General features: G+C 68.5%; 19 protein-coding genes, 1 pseudogene and 1 riboswitch. Of the genes and pseudogenes, 11 read left to right on the forward strand and 9 right to left on the reverse strand.

Annotated features, from left to right (window positions below; all coding sequences use genetic code 11):
- Positions 1-151 precede the first annotated feature (151 nt).
- The 6 genes from ABT115_RS24640 to egtA form a co-directional block, all read right to left on the reverse strand.
- On the reverse strand, positions 152-1543 hold the full coding sequence (locus ABT115_RS24640) for a polysaccharide pyruvyl transferase family protein (RefSeq protein ID WP_351793699.1): 1392 nt from the start codon (positions 1541-1543) through the stop codon (positions 152-154).
- A 337-nt stretch (positions 1544-1880) separates the two neighbouring features.
- Positions 1881-2096 carry a dodecin gene (locus ABT115_RS24645; protein ID WP_351793702.1) on the reverse strand — a complete coding sequence of 72 codons (216 nt, stop codon included), beginning with the start codon at positions 2094-2096 and terminating at the stop codon, positions 1881-1883.
- Between the two features lie 155 nt (positions 2097-2251).
- Complete coding sequence (egtD, locus tag ABT115_RS24650; protein ID WP_351793705.1) at positions 2252-3214, reverse strand: L-histidine N(alpha)-methyltransferase; 963 nt, start codon at positions 3212-3214, stop codon at positions 2252-2254.
- Complete coding sequence (gene egtC, locus ABT115_RS24655; RefSeq protein WP_351793708.1) at positions 3211-3966, reverse strand: ergothioneine biosynthesis protein EgtC; 756 nt, start codon at positions 3964-3966, stop codon at positions 3211-3213. The genes egtD and egtC overlap by 4 nt, the downstream gene beginning before the upstream one ends.
- Positions 3966-5327: an ergothioneine biosynthesis protein EgtB gene (egtB, locus tag ABT115_RS24660; protein WP_351793711.1), complete on the reverse strand. Its 1362-nt coding sequence runs from the start codon at positions 5325-5327 to the stop codon at positions 3966-3968. Before egtB ends, egtC begins: the two co-directional genes overlap by 1 nt.
- Complete coding sequence (gene egtA / locus ABT115_RS24665) at positions 5324-6643, reverse strand: ergothioneine biosynthesis glutamate--cysteine ligase EgtA (protein ID WP_351793714.1); 1320 nt, start codon at positions 6641-6643, stop codon at positions 5324-5326. The genes egtB and egtA overlap by 4 nt, the downstream gene beginning before the upstream one ends.
- Before the next feature lie 290 nt (positions 6644-6933).
- Between egtA and ABT115_RS24670 the strand changes: the two genes are divergently transcribed.
- On the forward strand, positions 6934-7227 hold the full coding sequence (locus ABT115_RS24670; RefSeq protein ID WP_351793716.1) for a hypothetical protein: 294 nt from the start codon (positions 6934-6936) through the stop codon (positions 7225-7227).
- 132 nt (positions 7228-7359) lie between these two features.
- Here the strand turns inward: ABT115_RS24670 and trxA are convergent, their stop codons facing one another.
- Complete coding sequence (gene trxA, locus ABT115_RS24675; protein WP_351793719.1) at positions 7360-7731, reverse strand: thioredoxin; 372 nt, start codon at positions 7729-7731, stop codon at positions 7360-7362.
- A 115-nt stretch (positions 7732-7846) separates the two neighbouring features.
- On the opposite strand from trxA, the gene ABT115_RS24680 reads away from it, so the two are divergent.
- A complete protein-coding gene (locus ABT115_RS24680) occupies positions 7847-9289 on the forward strand; it encodes a dihydrolipoyl dehydrogenase family protein (RefSeq protein ID WP_351793721.1) in 1443 nt (480 codons plus the stop codon).
- 154 nt (positions 9290-9443) lie between these two features.
- On the opposite strand, the gene ABT115_RS24685 is transcribed toward ABT115_RS24680, so the two are convergent.
- Positions 9444-10049, reverse strand: coding sequence for a histidine phosphatase family protein (locus ABT115_RS24685; RefSeq protein ID WP_351793723.1), 606 nt, complete (start codon positions 10047-10049; stop codon positions 9444-9446).
- A gap of 109 nt (positions 10050-10158) precedes the next feature.
- Positions 10159-10307, forward strand: a riboswitch (adenosylcobalamin (AdoCbl) riboswitch).
- 3 nt (positions 10308-10310) lie between these two features.
- On the opposite strand from ABT115_RS24685, the gene ABT115_RS24690 reads away from it, so the two are divergent.
- Both ABT115_RS24690 and ABT115_RS24695 read left to right on the forward strand, forming a co-directional pair.
- Entirely contained in the window at positions 10311-10526 is a 216-nt protein-coding gene (locus tag ABT115_RS24690) for a CbtB domain-containing protein (protein WP_351793726.1), read from the forward strand.
- Positions 10527-10554: 28 nt separating this feature from the next.
- Positions 10555-11328, forward strand: a complete 774-nt coding sequence (locus ABT115_RS24695) for a CbtA family protein (protein ID WP_351793730.1) — start codon at positions 10555-10557, stop codon at positions 11326-11328.
- A 114-nt stretch (positions 11329-11442) separates the two neighbouring features.
- On the opposite strand, the gene ABT115_RS24700 is transcribed toward ABT115_RS24695, so the two are convergent.
- Positions 11443-11802 carry a tetratricopeptide repeat protein gene (locus ABT115_RS24700; protein ID WP_351793733.1) on the reverse strand — a complete coding sequence of 120 codons (360 nt, stop codon included), beginning with the start codon at positions 11800-11802 and terminating at the stop codon, positions 11443-11445.
- 179 nt (positions 11803-11981) lie between these two features.
- On the opposite strand from ABT115_RS24700, the gene ABT115_RS24705 reads away from it, so the two are divergent.
- The 7 genes and pseudogenes from ABT115_RS24705 (at position 11982) to ABT115_RS24735 (ending at position 17057) form a co-directional block, all read left to right on the forward strand.
- On the forward strand, positions 11982-12947 hold the full coding sequence (locus ABT115_RS24705) for a pirin family protein (RefSeq protein WP_351793736.1): 966 nt from the start codon (positions 11982-11984) through the stop codon (positions 12945-12947).
- 449 nt (positions 12948-13396) lie between these two features.
- Positions 13397-13726 (forward strand): ArsR/SmtB family transcription factor, encoded by a 330-nt coding sequence (locus ABT115_RS24710; protein ID WP_351793792.1) that lies wholly within the window; start codon positions 13397-13399, stop codon positions 13724-13726.
- On the forward strand, positions 13723-15414 hold the full coding sequence (locus tag ABT115_RS24715) for a SulP family inorganic anion transporter (protein WP_351793739.1): 1692 nt from the start codon (positions 13723-13725) through the stop codon (positions 15412-15414). Before ABT115_RS24710 ends, ABT115_RS24715 begins: the two co-directional genes overlap by 4 nt.
- A 130-nt stretch (positions 15415-15544) precedes the next feature.
- Positions 15545-15649 (forward strand): annotated as a pseudogene (locus ABT115_RS24720) (ATP-binding protein); the annotation flags it as partial.
- Between the two features lie 48 nt (positions 15650-15697).
- Positions 15698-16081: an STAS domain-containing protein gene (locus tag ABT115_RS24725; RefSeq protein ID WP_351793741.1), complete on the forward strand. Its 384-nt coding sequence runs from the start codon at positions 15698-15700 to the stop codon at positions 16079-16081.
- Positions 16082-16138: 57 nt separating this feature from the next.
- Positions 16139-16492: a zinc ribbon domain-containing protein YjdM gene (locus tag ABT115_RS24730; protein ID WP_351793744.1), complete on the forward strand. Its 354-nt coding sequence runs from the start codon at positions 16139-16141 to the stop codon at positions 16490-16492.
- A gap of 214 nt (positions 16493-16706) precedes the next feature.
- The gene (locus ABT115_RS24735) at positions 16707-17057 is read left to right on the forward strand and encodes an ArsR/SmtB family transcription factor (RefSeq protein WP_351793747.1); all 351 of its coding nucleotides are present in this window, start codon (positions 16707-16709) and stop codon (positions 17055-17057) included.
- Positions 17058-17071 lie beyond the last annotated feature (14 nt).

Below are 17071 nucleotides of genomic sequence, written 5' to 3' on the forward strand. Positions count from 1 at the left end.
GGGGCAGGCTGAAAGCCTGGGACAAACAATCCGATTCTAGGGCGTGTTTCGAAAAACGCCCTGGGCGTCAGAGGCAGCAGGTAGGCACGGGCCCGGAACGACCGGAAGCCGGCCCTGCGGGGACCGGCCTCGGATCAGGTTCGGACAGGATTCAGCGCGACGGACGCAGAGCGCGCTTGATGGGTCTTCCCACGGCACTGCGGGCCCGCTGGTACGTGGAGCGCTTGACGGGCAGAGCGGTGTTCTTCGCGATCTTCCGCTTGAGCTGGGTGTTCTGGGCGGTGAGGTCCGCCAGCTGGGACTGGAGCCAGTTGAGTCGCGCACCCATCGTGGAGGCGTCGGCGCCGATCCATGGGCGGATGCCCGGAGGGAAGGCCAGGCCGCTCATTCGCGCCTCGAAGGCCGCACCACCGTCACCGTGGGTGAAGGTGTTCTCGAGGCCGTTCTTGTCGAGGAAGTTCATGAACCGGTCGAACCGCTCGTGGTGACCGCGCATCAGCGGTCCGAAGTCCGCCTCGGCATAGAGATCGGCGGGGTCGAGGTCCGAGGAGACCTTGGCGAGCATCCGGTGCGGGATCTCGAAGTAGCGGCACAGTTCCAGCGTCCGGGAGTCGCTGCAGAGCACGGTGGCGGGCGTGCCGGCCAGTAGTGCCGCGATGTTGCCGTGGATCCTGGAGCCGAAGGAGAAGTCGAAGCCCCGCAGGTCCTGAGTCCAGGTGACCGGGTCGATGTAGACGCGGACCTTGTCCTCCGCGTACATGGGGTGGTCGGGGTGGGTGGGGATGTCGGTGACCGCGGCGTTCTGGTGGGACATGTCACGCCAGTGCAGCTGACGTGCTTCGGAGATGTTCTGGCCGATGAACCGGAGGTGGGGGTAGCGCGCATGGGTACGGTTGATGATCTGCCCGAGCTTGTGCTTCCGCACGGCGTCGTGCGATCCGTTGATGGCGATCCGCGACTCGGGCCCGAGTGTCCGGCTGCTCTTGAGGATGTCGAGCCTGCTGCCGTTGAGGAACATCGAGGGACAGCCGATGACGTCTACGTCCCGGAAGCCCATGTCCCGCAGGTACCGCTCGGTGAACTCGCCGCGCACGCCGATGGAGGCGCTGTGGTCGAGCACGGCCGAGACGAATGCGTAGACCGTTGACTGCATGGGCTTCAGCCGGTCCGCGGAGTAGTTGACGCCGGTCTGGGCACCCACACCCGGGACCACGACCGGGATCTTCAGCTTTGAGATGAGCTGGGTCAGACGCTCCAGTTGGCGCTCGAAGGACGGCCGGAAGGCGTTGGCGAGCGGGATGACGAAGGCGTCGTACTCGCTGTTGATCCGGTCGGCGTCGGCGACCCTGGTGGTGATGCCGTTCGACACCACCTTTGAACGTGGCGTCTCCAGGATCTTGTGAGCGGCGTCGCTGAAGATCAGATTGCCCGAGTTGGTGGCGAACACATCCGTATGGAGAGCTTGCTCGACAGGGACGGCGTCGTAGGGGCTCTTCCCTGAACGCAGGAGTATTCGCTTCACATCGTTAACGTTGGATGCCACAAACCTGAATATAGCTTTACAAAAGCTTTTGGTTCCATGTGCATCCCGTACAACTTTTTACGGTCTGCGTGGAACGTAAGGACATAATCACACATCCCGTGCGCGTGTGGGCGCCCGGGTTGCATCGGGATGTGTGACGGACGCCTTGAGGCGGCCTTCGTGAGGCCTCGTGAGGTCAGGCTGCGTCGTCGTGGACAACCGGGTCACCGGCAGCACTGCCTGGAGGGGTGACGGCGCGTCGGCGTTCTCCGCCGCCGTCGACGACCCACCACTTCCGGAAGGCGTACGGCCGGCGCCGAGCAACCGGCCGGACGTGATCCCGATCTGCTAAGGGCTGTCAACTCGTCTCGTCGAGCCGGAAGCCTACTTTCAGGCCCACCTGATAGTGCTCGATTCGGCCATCCGTGATGTCTCCGCGAACCTGTGTGATCTCGAACCAATCGAGATTGTGCAACGTTTCCGAAGCTCTTGCGATGCCTCTACGGATGGCGTCGTCGACGCCTTCATGGGAGGATCCCACAATTTCCGTGACCCGGTAGACGTAATTCGACATCATATGCCTCCTTTCGTTCCTATCCACGGTGCCCTACTCGGGCCAGGGGCGCGAGAGGTCGGTGTGCGTGATGTGTGATGAACAGGTCTCGACCAAAGCAATGGTCCCTACCAAAATCCAGCACGCCTGTGCGAGCGCTGCCCCCCACGCCGGGCTCACACCGCCGTCGCCAACGACAGCGCGAACCGGTTCCCGGAGTCCGTCCACCACTGATGCATCCTCAGGCCGGTCGCGGCGAGTTCGGCCCGGATACCCTCCTTGCGGAACTTGGCCGACACCTCCGTACGCAACTCCTCGCCGGCTTCGAAGGCCACCATCAGATCGAGGTCCGGGATCTTCACCGTGAGCGCCTCGCGGGCCCGCAGCCGCATCTCGATCCACTCCCGATCCGGGTCCCACAGCGCCACATGATCGAAGTCGGCCGGGTCGAAGTCCGCGCCCAGCTCCCGGTTCACGACTCTCAGTACGTTCTTGTTGAACTCCGCCGTCACACCGGCCGCATCGTCGTAAGCGGCGACCAGCACCTTCTCGTCCTTCACCAGATCCGTGCCGAGCAGCAGCGCGTCGCCTGGGGAGAGCAGCGACCGTACCGACTTCAGGAACACCGACCGCTCATCGGGCATCAGATTGCCGACCGTGCCGCCCAGGAACGCGATCAGCCGTGGCCCCGGCGTGCGCGGCAGTGTGAGACCGCCCGTGAAGTCGGCGATCAGGGCGTGCACGGAGAGATCGGGTCGTTGCGCGAGCAGGGCCTCGGCGGCGCCGCGCAGCGCGCTCTCGCTTACATCGACCGGTACGTAACTATGCAGCGCGGGCAGTGCGTCCAGCAGGTGCCGGGTCTTCTCGGACGACCCCGATCCGAGCTCGATCAGGGTCTGCGCGCCGGACGCCGCAGCGATCTCCTCGGCGCGGTCGATCAAAATCTCGCGCTCGGCGCGCGTCGGGTAGTACTCGGGAAGCCGGGTGATCTCCTCGAACAGTTCACTGCCGCGCGCGTCGTAGAACCACTTGGGCGGCAGCGTCTTCGGGTGCCGTGTCAGGCCGTACAGCACATCGGCGCGCAGCGCCGCGTCCGTCGCGTCCGCCGGCAGGGTGCGGGTCAGCAGAAAGGGACTCACTCCGTGTGCTCCTTGAGCGGGGTCAGCAGAACTTCGGCGCGGGTCGCCGTCAGCAGCGTCCGGTCGGGGACCGGGCACCAGCGCGGATCGTCGTCGTACGGCTCCGAGGCCACGACCGTGCGCAGGCCGGGCTCGGCGAGATACCACAGTGTGTCGCCCCAGGTCGTCGCCACGATCGACGTGCCATCGGTGAGCAGCAGATTCAGCCGCGATTCCGGCGCCGCGGCCGCCACGTCGAGCACGGTGTCGGCGACGGCCTGCGGCAGTTCGTCGCCGTCGGCCAGTCGGTGTCTTACGAGGGCCCAGACCAGGGCCGAGTCGCAGCGAGCGGTGAGAGTGAGCAGTTCGGCCGGGGACAGCGCGGCGGCGAGCGGTGCCAGTGACTCCGGCCAGCCCTTCACCGCGCCGTTGTGGCTGAACAGTAGCCGCCCGGCGGCGAACGGCGCGGCCGCCGCCTCGCCGTCGGCGCCTGCCTCGGTGGCGTCACGTACCGCCGCGAGCAGTGCCGGACTGCGCACCACTCTGGCCAGATCGGTGAACGTCTGGTCGCCCCAGATGGGGCCCTGACGCCGGTAGCGTCCGGGCTCCGGATCGCCGTCCGCGTACCAGCCGACGCCGAAGCCGTCGGCGTTGACGTTCCCATGCCGCTGGTGTCTCGGCGCCCACGACTGGCGCACCAGGCTGTGGGACGGTCGTACCAGCAGTTCGCCGAGCGCCACCGCCGGTCCGAGATAGGCGATATGACGACACATCAGATATCCCTCGCGGTGCGGAACCCGGAGAAGATCTGGCGTCGCACCGGCAGGTCCCAGTTACGGAACGTCCCCCGGCACACCACCGGATCCACGGCGAACGAACCGCCGCGCAGCACCTTGTGTGCCGGTCCGAAGAACACTTCGGAATACTCGCGGTACGGGAACGCCGAGAAGCCGGGGTAGGGCAGGAAGTCGCTCGACGTCCACTCCCATACGTCACCGATCAACTGCCGTACACCGAGCGGCGACCGGCCTGCGGCGTACGCCCCCGCCGGTGCGGGCCGCAGATGACGCTGACCCAGGTTGGCCCGCTCGGGGGTCGGGTCCTCGTCGCCCCACGGATAGCGCAGCGAACGGCCCGTCGCCGGGTCGTGGCGCGCCGCCTTCTCCCATTCCGCTTCCGAGGGCAGTCGGCGCCCGGCCCAGCGGGCGTATGCGTCCGCCTCGTACCAGCTGACATGGAGCACGGGTTCGGTCTCCGGGACCGCCTCGGTCACTCCGAAGCGGCGTCGCAGCCACTGACCGGCGTCCCGGTGCCAGAACAGCGGAGCGGTCAGTTCGTGCTCACGGATCATCGCCCACCCCTCGGGGGCCCACCAGCGCCGCTCGGTGTAGCCGCCGTCCTCGATGAACTCCTGGTACGTGCCGCAGGTGACCGGGGTCGTGTCGATGAAGAAGTCCGGTACCTCGCGCACATGGGCGGGACGTTCATTGTCGAGGGCCCACGGTTCGGTGGACGTACCCATGGTGAACGGACCGCCCGGGACGAGTACTTCGGCAGGGAGACCCGCCGTTTCGGTGGGTGCGGGCGGCACCGGCGCGGTCAGAACGGCAGGGCCCGACCTGAGCTGATGGGTGATCAGCATTGTTTCGTCGTGCTGCTGTTCATGCTGGGCGATCATGCCGAAGGCGAATGCGGCCCGCACCAATGGTCGGTCACCGTGCAGTGCCGTGCCGTCGAGCACGTGCAGTGCGCGACCACGTACCTCCGCGGCGTACGAGCGGGCTTCGGCGGGCGGCAGCAGCGGCAGCGACGGACGGGTGGCTCGGGGGTGCTCGAAGGCGTCGTACAGCCCGTCGATCTCCGGGCGCATCGCCTCCCGCCCTGCCACTCCGCGCAGCAGCCACAGCTCCTCCTGATTGCCGATGTGCGCGAGATCCCAGACCAAGGGCGACATCAACGGCGAGTGCTGGGCGGTCAGTTCGTGATCGTCCACACTGTCGGTGAGAAGCGTGGTGCGTTCACGGGCGGTGAGCAGCGCGGTAAGTGCGCGCTGCCGGAGCGCCTCGGTGTCCACCTCGTCCGGCCCAGCCGGACTGTGCGGACCGGATGCGGCCGGCGTGGGGGAGTCGGTCATGAGCGGGGCCCCTCGATGTGGTGGCTCGAATCGCCCGCCGAACCAGGCGCGAGCAGTTCGGGAAATTCGTCGGCCGGGCATCGGCCCCGGGCGACGAAGCGGTCGTTGAAGTCCGCCACCGCCTCCTGCACGGCCGTGGTCGCTCCCATCCGGGGCAGCGCCTCCAGCGCGAGGTCGAAGCAGGTGGTGGCCGCCGACCGCAGTTCGGGATCGGTCAGGCCGTCGCGGGCGGCGCTTACCCAAAGCGGATTGCGCGGCGCGGGCCGTGGCCCGGCCGTCTCGGCCAGTGGTTTGACGGTGCGGTAAACGGTCTCGGCGGCCTCCGGATCGTCGAACAGAGCAGTGGTGACGGCAAGCGGCACCAGCCACCCGTCCGCGCCGGGCTGCGCGTCGATCATGCGCAGCTCAAGATGTCCGCGCGGGCGCACCGGCGGAAAGAGGGTGCTGATGTGGTAGTCGAGGTCGGCGCGGACCGGTGGTCTCGGCATGCTGGTGCGGATCCAGTCGCGGAAGGTCAGACCGTCTGGCACGGCCCATGGCCCCTCGTCGTCCCGGATGCACATCACCGGGGTGTCCAGGACATGCGCGGCCCAGGCCTCGCGCGGCGGCAGATGGCCGGGCGGTGCCAGGGACCGCGACGGATCGAGGTCGGCCCAGAGGGACTGCCGGGTGGATCGCCATGGTGTCGGGCAACCGAACTGGAACGGCGAGTTCGCGAACGCCGCCACCAGCACCGCGCCCAGCAGATGGGACAGCTGCCAGCGTCGCCCGTAGCCGAGCGGACCCGGTTCCTCCTCTCCTGCGTCCAGGCATACCTGGACGGATGCGGTGGTGCACATCATGGCGCGGCCTGCCGGTCCCGACCTGTCGAACGAGACCTCCATGGCGTCGTAGCGGGGCTCGTGCAGCAGACGGCGCGGTGGATGCCACGGATCGACGCCGAGACCCACCGGTGAGAGTTCCACCCGGTCCAGGGCGTCACGTACCGCGGTGAGATCGGCGGCGGTGGCATCGATGCACGCCATCAGGGAGCCGGCGGGGCGCGAGCTGAGCTCCAGTTGGCCGCCGGGTTCGAAGGTGAGCGCCGCACTCAGGGGCAGGGCCCGGAGGATGTCGGCGGCCGCGTCGAGACGGTGGTGGGGGACAGGGACCTGGGGCCGATCCCGGTGGTGGATGAGCCATTCGAGTTCGACGCCGACCTTGCGGGGCGGCCCGGTCTTGAAGCAGATGCAGCGCAATAAGTCCTCCGCCTCGCCCTCGTCGAGGGGCGGGGCCTGGCCGGGCGGACCATGGTCTCCGGGTGCGTCGGATGACATACCGGGGCCTCCTTTTTCTCGGTTCGTCCGTATCACCCAAACCCCTACGGGGGGATCGCACAAGAGTGCCCCTTTGCGTCGGAAATTCGGTTGCATCCATGCCGCTGGAGCGCCGAGCATGCCCCGTATGCACCACACGGGGGAGTGCCGATGAGCGCACGGCTGCGCCGCGTTGTCGGAACGGCCGAATACATTCAGTATGTGGACATCCCTCCGCCTTGCGATGCACCACATCTGACGCCGCGCGCTGATCCACCACGGATTACGGGACAGCCCTTAGCGTCATGCCCATGAGTCATCCGCAGAGTTACGAGATCCTGCTGGTCCCCGGATTCGCCGAGGACACCACCGACGCCGCCGAGCCCGGCGGCGCCATCCGCTCGGCGGTCGTGGCAGCGACGGGCGAGACCGGGGCATCGGGCTACCCCCGGTATTCGGGCGAAGGCATCGTGGCGGACATTGATCCGGCGACGCGCACGGTCGAGGCCCTGCTGGTCGACGGCGCCGAGCTGGACTACGGCCTCTCGGTCCGGATCAAGGAGAAGAACGCCGCAGGCAAGGCCGACAGCAACAACGACCACTGAGGCCGGGCCGCCCGTTCCGGTCACGGAATGTCACGGTATGTCAAGGGAGGTCAAGGGAGGTCAAGGGAGGCCAAGGAAAGAGGCCCGACCGGACCGATCGGGCCCCTCACCCCGCTCATGCGCGCACGGAGCCTACTTCTGCTCCTTCTGCTGGTCCTCGATGGACTTGCGGACTTCGTCCATGTCCAGCTTCCTGGCCTGCCCGATGACGTCCTCAAGCGCCGCCTCCGGCAGCGCCCCGGGCTGGGCGAACACCGCCACATTGTCCCGGACGATCATCAGCGTGGGAATGGAACGGATCTCGAAGGCCGCTGCCAGCTCCTGCTGCGCCTCCGTGTCGACCTTGGCGAAGACCAGGTCGCCGTGGCGCTCAGACGCCGCGTCGTAGACCGGCGCGAACTGCCGGCACGGGCCGCACCAGGAAGCCCAGAAGTCGATCAGGACGAAGTCGTTGTCGCTGACGACCTGATCGAAGTTTTCCTTGGTGAGCTCAAGGGTGCTCATGCTCTGTTACCTCTTCCTGTGCCCGTTCGGACCTGTCCGGCACAACCGTGCCTGTACTTGCGCTATTCCGCTTGCCCATGTGGCCGTCGCGCACACCCACGACCAGACTGTCCCCATGACAGACGCTTCCCTGAACACCGAGTACGACGTCGTGGTGATCGGAGCAGGTCCGGTGGGTGAGAACGTCGCCGACCGGACCCGTGCCGCCGGTCTGAGCACGGCGGTCATCGAGGCGGAACTCATCGGCGGCGAATGCTCCTACTGGGCCTGTATGCCCAGCAAGGCACTGCTGCGCCCGGTTGTCGCCCGCGCCGATGCCCGCCGAGTCCCCGGCCTCAGCGACGCCGTGCGGGGACCTCTGGGCGCCGCAGCGGTCCTCGCCCGCCGTGACGAATACGCCTCGCACTGGAAGGACGACGGCCAAGTCGCCTGGCTCGAGGGGATCGGAGCGGACATCTACCGGGGCCAGGGCCGGCTCACCGGTGAGAAATCGGTCTCCGTCACCGCCCCCGACGGCACGGAACACCGGCTCACCGCCCGGCAGGCCGTCGCCGTCTGCACCGGCAGCCGCGCCGTCGTCCCCGCCCTCCCCGGCGTCGACAGGGCCCGTGCCTGGACCAGCCGGGAGGCGACGAGCGCCAAGAAAGTGCCCGGCCGCCTCGTGATCGTCGGTGGCGGCGTCGTCGGCACGGAGATGGCCACCGTGTGGCAGGCCCTCGGCGCCCGGGTGACGATGCTGATCCGTGGCAAGGGACTGCTGCCGAAGATGGAACCCTTCGCGGGCGAGCTGGTCGCACAGGCACTGGCGGAGGCGGGCGCGGACATTCGTACCGGAACCTCGGCGACCTCCGTACGGCGCACGGCCCCGGACGGGCCGGTCACTGTGGAGCTCGGGAACGGGGAGCGCGTCGAGGCCGACGAAATCCTTTTCGCCACCGGCCGCGCTCCGCGCACCGATGACATCGGGCTGGAAACGGTGGGCCTGAAGCCCGGCTCCTGGCTCAGCGTCGACGACAGCTGCCGCGTCGACGGCACCACCTGGCTCTACGCGGTCGGCGACGTCAACCACCGCGCACTCCTCACCCACCAGGGCAAGTACCAGGCGCGCATCGCGGGAGCGGCGATCGCCGCACGCGCCGCGGGCGCGCCGCTACCGGAGACCGACCGTTGGGGCGCCCACGCGGCCACCGCCGACCACGCGGCCGTCCCGCAGGTCGTCTTCACCGACCCCGAGGCCGCATCGGTCGGCCTCACCCTCGCCCAGGCCGAGCAGACCGGCCACCGCGTCCGCGCCGTCGACCACGACCTTGCCGCGGTGGCGGGCTCCAGCCTGTACGCGGATGGCTACCGCGGCCGCGCCCGCATGATCGTGGACCTCGACCGGGAGATCCTGCTCGGTGTCACCTTCGTCGGACCGGGCATCGGCGAACTGCTGCACTCGGCGACGATCGCGGTCGCGGGCGAGGTCCCCATCGGCCGGCTATGGCACGCGGTCCCGGCGTATCCGACGATCAGCGAGGTCTGGCTGCGCCTGCTGGAGGCGTACCGGGACGCGTAGGGTCCGGCCCGCCCGTCTCCAGCAGCTCCTCGGGCGGGGTGGCATTCGTACCGACCGTTGACGACGGCCGCGAGCGCGCGCAAGACCGTCGCCGCCAGCAGCCCGACGAAGAGCCCGGCCGGCACACCGAGCGCCGCCGCGCCGAGCCCGATCGTCAGTGGGCTGCGGGAGGACGTCGGCCGCCCGCAGCGGGGGACAGCGGCTGCCCACAGCGCAGGTTCCACCGTCCGGACCGGCCGTTGAGCGCGGTCAGTGTCAGCGGCGCGACGTCCAGCCGCCAGAATGCCTCCGTCGGCAGCGCGAGCGCCCGTACGATCAACGCCCGCACCACCGCAGGCTCGACGACCCCCAGTACAGGGCCGCTCTCCTTGACGTGCAGCGACTCCAGCCATTGGCCGGTCCGGGCGCAGAACTTCAACAATGATTCGCCGCCGTGCGGAGCCGCCGAAGAATCGGTCGTCCAGGCCGACACGGCCTCCGGCTCGCGCCCGCTCACCTTCGACAGCCGCTGCCCGCTCCATCGGCCCATGTCCCATCCACGCAGGGCGAGTTCGGGCTCAGTGCGCAGCCCCAGTGCGTCGGCGGTCCCGGTGCACCGCTCGGACGGCCCGCACACATATCTGTCGGCCGCAGGCACCGCTGCCGCAGTGGCCCGGGCCTGCCGGATCCCGGCTGCGTCGAGCGGAGCGTCACCGTCGAAGCGGGCCTCGCGCAGCGCAGCGTTGAGCGCCGGTGAGATCAACATCACCTGTACCGTCATGACCGGGTCAACTCCCTGAACTAATGGCCCCCGAGTGTGCCCACCATGGCATCCGGGCATTCCGGCCCCGCCGACGGCACCATGGCCGCGCCTGCTCCCAGGCGGTATCGTCCGATGAGCATGACGAAGGTGTGACGGAAGTCCGGTGAGAATCCGGCACGGTCGCGCCACTGTGAACCCGTACCCGTACGGGAAGTCAGACCCAGCACCTTCGTCTCAGGCACCACGATCGGGACGCGTGTTCCCTCAGGAGGTTCTGCCATGGCACAGACTGCTGCCCCCGCCACCGCCGTACCAGCAATCACCCCCATCTCCCTGAAGGCCATTGCCCCTTGGGCGGTCTTCTTCGGCATCCTCATGCTCGTACTGCTGTACTTCGTCGGCGCCGAGCAGGGCGCCACTGCGGTCATCTCCGGCGAAGGTGTCCACGAGTGGGTCCACGACGCTCGCCACCTTCTCGGTTTCCCCTGCCACTGACGTACCGTCCGATCCAGGGGAAATCCGTATGAACCACATATCTGTCAGAGCCCTGCTCGTCCGGGGCATGCTGGCCGGCCTTGCCGCGGGCGCGCTCGCTCTGGTCGTCGCCTACTTCCTCGGCGAGTCCCCGGTGGACGCGGCCATCGCTCTCGAGCAGGCGCACAGTCATGACCACGGCGGCGGCGAGGAACTTGTCAGCCGCACCATGCAGTCCACCGCCGGCCTTGCCACCGGCGTGCTCGTCTTCGGTGTGGCGATCGGCGGCATCGCCGCCCTCGCCTTCTGTTACGCCCTCGGCCGGATCGGCAGATTCGGCCCGCGGGCCACGGCCGCCCTGATCGCGGGAGCGGCTCTGCTGGCGGTGTACATTGTGCCGTTCCTCAAGTACCCGGCCAACCCGCCTGCCGTCGGTAACCACGACACGATCGGCCGACGCACTGCCCTGTTCTTCCTGATGGTCGCCCTCAGCGTGCTGCTGGCCGTCACCGCCGTCATCCTCGGCAAGCGGCTGGCTCCTCGCCTGGGCAACTGGAACGCGACGATCGCCGCATCCGTCGGCTATGTACTCGTGATCGGACTCGCGTACGCGTTCCTGCCTTCGTTCGACGAGGTCGGAAAGGACTTCCCGGCCGGCCTGCTATGGGAGTTCCGCCTGGCCACGGTCGCCGTGCAGGCCACTTACTGGATCACCTTCGGCCTTTTCTTCGGCTGGCTGACGGAACGGCTCCTCGTGCCGAGGACCGACTCCGTCAGGACCGGAAACGGTGCAGCGAACCGGCCTGCCACGGCGGCCGGCTGACCGAAGTACCACTGATCACCGGAAGACATCGGAACCCGCCGGGAGCCTCCCGGCGGGTTCCGCGCTACTACTAGGGCGTGTTTCGAAAGTCCCGTCCGGCCGGGGACAGAAGACCTAGCGCCCCGTCCGGTACGCGTCGAAGTCGCCGGAGAACGCCGCCGCCATCCGCAGATGACCGGTCGCCTCCGCGTTCCGCCCCTGGCGCTCAAGCGTGCGGCCGAGCATCAGCCGCGCATAGTGCTCCACCGGGTCGCGCTCCAGAACCGCCCGCAGCTCCGCCTCGGCCCTGCCGAGCCGAGCCGAGTGGTAGTAGGCCCGTGCCAGCAGCAGACGCGGGGAGACCTGCTCCGGCACCTCCTCGACCAGGTCTTCCAGAATCCGGGCCGCGGTCATGTATTGCTTCGCTTCGAAAAACATCTGCGCACGGTCCCAGCGGTCGGCGGCCGTACCGAACTCGAAATAGCTCTCACTCACTTGATCTCCTCGTTCACGGACCGTCCTGGGATCGCTCCGGCCCGTCCAGCCACTCATCACGGCTGCATGCTCAGCTGTGCGTCTCAGTCACCGGAACATGGCACACTGGTTGAATATTCCACTAAATTATCGGCGTGGGTACCGACACCCCGGACCCGCACGGGAATAGGTTGAGCGCCATGAGTAATCTCGATCGCCAGGCCACACTCTCCGTCTGCGGAGGACGGGGCTTCGTCGTCGCCGAGCCCGTTCGTGAACTCCTCACCCCGCGCAATGTCCGGCTGGGCGAGTCCACCGAGGTCCGCAGGCTGCTGCCCAACCTGGGTCGCCGGATGGTCGGCGCGTGGGCCTTTGTCGATCACTACGGCCCCGACGACATCGCCGGCGAACCAGGGATGCAAGTACCGCCCCACCCCCACATGGGCCTGCAGACGGTGAGCTGGCTGCACGACGGCGAAGTCCTGCATCGGGACAGCGTCGGCAGTCTCCGCACGATCCGCCCGCGCGAGCTGGGACTGATGACCTCCGGTCGGGCCATCAGCCACTCCGAGGAGAGTCCGAAGTCGCATGCCAGGTTTCTGCACGGTGCCCAGCTCTGGGTCGCCCTGCCGGACGCGCACCGCTACGTCGAGCCGCATTTCCAGCACCACACCGAACTGCCGGCCATCACCGCCCCTGGCCTCGCCGCCACTCTGATCCTGGGCGAACTCGACGGCGCCACCTCTCCCGGCACCGCATACACCCCGATCGTCGGCGCGGACCTGGCTCTGTCCGGCGGTGCCGAGGTCCGTCTGCCGCTCGAACCGGACTTCGAGTACGCGGTGCTTTCGATGTCCGGCCAGGCCGAGGTCGACGGCGTACCCGTGCTGCCCGGTTCCATGCTCTACCTCGGCTGCGGCCGCACCGAACTCCCCTTGCGCGCAAACACCGACGCGGGCCTCATGCTCCTCGGCGGCGAGCCCTTCGAGGAGGAGATCGTCATGTGGTGGAACTTCATCGGGCGGTCGTCGGAAGAGATCGTACAGGCGCGCCGGGACTGGATGGAAGGCCGACGATTCGGCGAGGTGCAGGGGTACGACGGCGCTCCGCTGCCCGCTCCCGAACTGCCGAAGGTGCCGCTGAAGCCTCGGGGAAACAGGCGCTGACCTGCGAAGATGCCTGCCTGTCCGGTCGCCGGATGGGTAGGCTGTTCGTGAGGCCTTGCCTCCGTCCTGCCGACGCTCGGTGGCGCGGCGGCTGGCCCCCCGGAGGGGTCGACTGAGGCGACCGCCAATCCAAAGTGTGGTCGTCTGTGAGCAGCTGTAGGCGTCCTCTTGCTGACCCAATGCTGACTTTGCTGACGCATTGTCAGGTTTGAGCGCGCGGATGCGGTCCGCCGCCCTGGTGATGTCGATCGCGGACAGACCGGCCTCTGACCCGGGACGAGCTCCCCTCCCGCGAGGTGACCAAGGCTATAGCAGGATGCTGAATTGCGAAATTTTGCAATTAGTTAGATGCTGTATTGGCTGTGCTCGCAGGTAGCCGCGGGCACAGCTTCTGTGGGTCTCACACGGTGGGGCTCTGCGAGGGAAGTTGAGGAGTCGTCACGGTTCCGCTGTATCAGGCGAAGGCGGAGTTCTTCCGGATGCTGGGGCATCCTGTGCGGATCCGGGTGTTGGAGTTGTTGCAGGACGGGCCGACGCCGGTGCGCGAGCTGCTGGCCGCGATCGAGGTGGAGCCCTCCAGCCTGTCGCAGCAGCTGGCGGTGCTGCGCCGCTCGGGGATCGTCACGTCCACCCGCGAGGGCTCGACCGTCGTTTACGGGCTGGCCGGCGGCGATGTCGCCGATCTGATGAAGGCCGCACGCCGGATTCTCACGGAGATGCTCGCCGGTCAGGGCGAGCTGCTGGCCGAGCTGCGGGAAGCCGAGGCCGCCGCCCGATGAGCACGGCGTTCGCCCGGGCGGTGCGTACCCGGATCACCTCGCTGCTGCCCTCCCGAGCCGATCTGGCGCAGATACGGCGTGACCCGCGCCGGGACCTGCTCGCCGGGCTCACCGTGGCCATCGTCGCGCTACCCCTCGCCCTCGGTTTCGGGGTGTCGTCCGGGCTGGGTGCCGAGGCGGGTCTGACGACCGCGGTGGTCGCGGGCGCGCTGGCCGCGGTGTTCGGCGGGTCGAATCTTCAGGTGTCCGGACCGACCGGCGCCATGACCGTCGTCCTCGTACCGATCGTCGCGCAGTACGGGCCCACCGCCGTGCTCACGGTGGGGCTGATGGCCGGTGCGATACTCGTGGTCCTCGCGGTGCTCAGGGCCGGGCGGTACATGCAGTACGTGCCGGCACCCGTGATCGAGGGCTTCACGCTCGGCATCGCAGGAGTGATCGGGCTCCAGCAGGTGCCGAACGCGCTCGGCGTGCCCGAGCCCGAGGGCGACACGGTACTCGTGGTCACCTGGCACGCCGTCGAAGAATTCGTGAAGTCCCCGAACTGGACGGCCGTCGGACTCGCGGTCGCCGTGGTCGTGTTCATGCTGGCCGGGGCGCGGTGGCGGCCGACCGTGCCCTTCTCCATCATCGCCGTGATCGGCGCCACCGTCGTGGTCCAGGCCGCCCACCTGGATGCGAAGCCGATCGGCGATCTGCCCGCGGGGCTGCCTGCGCCTTCCCTGTCCTTCCTCGACCTCGGATCGCTCGGCTCGCTGCTCGCTCCGGCCGTGGCGGTGGCCGCGCTGGCCGCGCTGGAGTCGCTGATGTCTGCGGCCGCCGCCGACGCGATGACCGTGGGACAGCGGCACGATCCGGACCAGGAGCTGCTCGGCCAGGGCCTGGCCAACATCGCCGCCCCGCTGTTCGGCGGTGTCCCGGCCACCGGGGCGATAGCGCGCACCGCCGTCAACGTGCGCACCGGGGCCGGCTCCCGGCTGGCCGCGCTCACCCACGCCGCCGTCCTCGCGGTGATCGTCTTCGCGGCGGCTCCCCTGGTGTCGAAGATCCCGCTGGCCGCTTTGGCGGGCGTACTGCTGGCCACCGCGATCCGCATGGTCGAGGTCGGCTCGCTGAAGGCGATGACGAAGGCGACGCGGTCCGACGCCGTGGTACTCGTCCTCACTGCGGCCGCCACCCTCGCCCTCGACCTCGTCTACGCCGTCATCATCGGTCTGGTCGTCGCCGGCGCCCTGGCGCTGCGGGCGGTGGCCAAGCAGGCCCGCTTCGACCAGGTGCCCCTCGACCACGGCGACCACAGTGCCGAGGAGCACGCGCTGCTGGCCGAGCACATCGTCGCCTACCGCCTCGACGGGCCGCTGTTCTTCGCCGCCGCGCACCGGTTCCTGCTGGAGCTGACCGAGGTGGCCGACGTCCGGGTGGTCGTCCTGCGGATGTCGCGGGTGTCCACGATGGACGCCACCGGTGCCCTGGTCCTGAAGGACGCGGTGGAGAAGCTGCGTCGGCGCGGCATCGTCGTCCTGGCCTCCGGGATACGGCCCGGTCAGCGGCAGGTTCTCGATTCCGTCGGCGCCCTCGGTCTGCTGCGGCACGAGGGCCAGGAGTACGCCACCACGCCTGAGGCGATCCGTGCCGCCCGTGACCACCTGGAGCTGGCCGGAGTCCTGCCCGCCGTCCCCGCCCAGTAGATGAATCCGAAGAACACAGACGTCAGCTAGAAGCCAGCCCGATGAGCATGCCCTTCAGCACCCCGCGCGTGGTCGAGGTCTCCGGCGCGGAGGCGCTGTGGCTGCTGCAAGGGCGGAGCTGTGGCGGCTGGTGGCCACCGTCATGGAGCTCACTCTCGGGCTGGGCAGTACCGCGGTTGTCCGGGGCGACGCCGACGGCAAAGGCAAGAGCATCTGGATCACTCTGCCCCTGTGACCGGACCACAGCCCCTCCACGCCAACGCACCAAGGAAGTTCTCCCCGCATGACCATCGACTGGCGCTACAACATCGAGCAGGACCTCGGCATCCTCTCCGTCGCCGGCTATCTCGGCCCGGACGCGGTACACCGCTTCGGCGGCGCGATCGGCTGGGTCGTCGCCCGCGGCACCGGTCCGGTGGTCCTTGACCTGACCGAGCTGCGCGGCTGGTCCGCCGAGGGCCAGCTGGCCATCACCGAGGCCGCATGCCGCCTCGCCGATGCCGGCCGAAGCTTGGAGCTGGCCGCCATCCCCGCCGACGGCTCACTGGTCCCGGCCGCGGACTGCCCGGACATCCCCGTCCACTGCGATCTGACCGCCGCTCTCACCGCCCATGGCCGAGGCCCGTCCGCTCCCGGCGAGGGGCAGCAGGAGTGGCGTACTGACTGACCCGCCTGACTCCGCCTGACATACGTATCGACCCACAGAGAGATAGACACCGGATCCATGAGTGACAACCTTTCCCCCTGCCCTGAATGCTCCAGCGCGTACACGTACGAGATGGGCGCCCTTCTCGTCTGCCCGGAATGCGGCCACGAGTGGTCACCGTCCGACGAATCGGGCGACGGGAGCGCGACCAAGGTGATCAAGGACGCGGTCGGCAATGTGCTTGCCGACGGCGACACCGTGACCGTGGTCAAGACGCTCAAGGTCAAGGGCAGCCCGACCGGGATCAAGGCCGGCACCAAGGTGCGGGGCATCCGGCTCGTGGAGGACGGCGTGGACGGCCACGACATCGACTGCAAGATCGACGGGTTCGGCGCTATGCAGCTGAAGTCCAGCGTGGTCAAAAAGGTCTGAGCCGACGCCCCGTCCGAGACCTGCGGCACACCGGTCAGTCGCGGCCGGTGTTGGGTCGTCACCGCTGAATATGGGCGGCCTGGCTCCTCGGTGCGGCTTCGGTTCTGCTGCTGCCACACGCGAGGATGGGCCGCATGTTCTTGACGAGTGGGTGGATGCGATGTCGAGTGGACCGGCCGGTCAGGTCGTGCCGTGCTGGGGGGAGGGCGGCACGGTGAGTACGCCGCTGTACCAGCTCAAGGCCGAGTTCTTCAAAACTCTCGGTCACCCGGCACGTATCCGTGTCCTGGAGCTGCTGAGCGAGCGCGAGTACGCGGTCGCGGAGTTGCTGCCCGAGGTGCGCATCGAGCCGGCACATCTGTCCCAGCAGCTGGCCGTGCTGCGTCGCGCGAACCTGGTACGGACGCGCAAGGAAGGGTCGAATGTGTACTACTCCCTGGCCAGCCCCGAGGTCGCGGACCTGTTGCGGGTGGCACGCTCGATCCTGTCCGGCGTGCTGGCAGGGCAGGCGGAACTGCTCGCCGACCTGCGTGCAGTCCAACGGGAGGCGAAACCGCCGTCGTAACGACGGCCCGTGAC

Origin of the sequence: Streptomyces sp. NPDC001832 (assembly GCF_040297265.1) — a bacterium.
Classification (GTDB): domain Bacteria; phylum Actinomycetota; class Actinomycetes; order Streptomycetales; family Streptomycetaceae; genus Streptomyces.

Coding starts and splice junctions, on each gene's coding strand:
- ABT115_RS24645 (WP_351793702.1), bottom strand. CDS start 2,096: ATGTCGAATTACGTCTACCGGGTCACGGAAATTGTGGGATCCTCCCAT.
- egtC (WP_351793708.1), bottom strand. CDS start 3,966: ATGTGTCGTCATATCGCCTATCTCGGACCGGCGGTGGCGCTCGGCGAA.
- egtB (WP_351793711.1), bottom strand. CDS start 5,327: ATGACCGACTCCCCCACGCCGGCCGCATCCGGTCCGCACAGTCCGGCT.
- egtA (WP_351793714.1), bottom strand. CDS start 6,643: ATGTCATCCGACGCACCCGGAGACCATGGTCCGCCCGGCCAGGCCCCG.
- ABT115_RS24670 (WP_351793716.1), top strand. CDS start 6,934: ATGAGTCATCCGCAGAGTTACGAGATCCTGCTGGTCCCCGGATTCGCC.
- trxA (WP_351793719.1), bottom strand. CDS start 7,731: ATGAGCACCCTTGAGCTCACCAAGGAAAACTTCGATCAGGTCGTCAGC.
- ABT115_RS24680 (WP_351793721.1), top strand. CDS start 7,847: ATGACAGACGCTTCCCTGAACACCGAGTACGACGTCGTGGTGATCGGA.
- ABT115_RS24685 (WP_351793723.1), bottom strand. CDS start 10,049: ATGACGGTACAGGTGATGTTGATCTCACCGGCGCTCAACGCTGCGCTG.
- ABT115_RS24690 (WP_351793726.1), top strand. CDS start 10,311: ATGGCACAGACTGCTGCCCCCGCCACCGCCGTACCAGCAATCACCCCC.
- ABT115_RS24695 (WP_351793730.1), top strand. CDS start 10,555: ATGAACCACATATCTGTCAGAGCCCTGCTCGTCCGGGGCATGCTGGCC.
- ABT115_RS24705 (WP_351793736.1), top strand. CDS start 11,982: ATGAGTAATCTCGATCGCCAGGCCACACTCTCCGTCTGCGGAGGACGG.
- ABT115_RS24715 (WP_351793739.1), top strand. CDS start 13,723: ATGAGCACGGCGTTCGCCCGGGCGGTGCGTACCCGGATCACCTCGCTG.
- ABT115_RS24725 (WP_351793741.1), top strand. CDS start 15,698: ATGACCATCGACTGGCGCTACAACATCGAGCAGGACCTCGGCATCCTC.
- ABT115_RS24730 (WP_351793744.1), top strand. CDS start 16,139: ATGAGTGACAACCTTTCCCCCTGCCCTGAATGCTCCAGCGCGTACACG.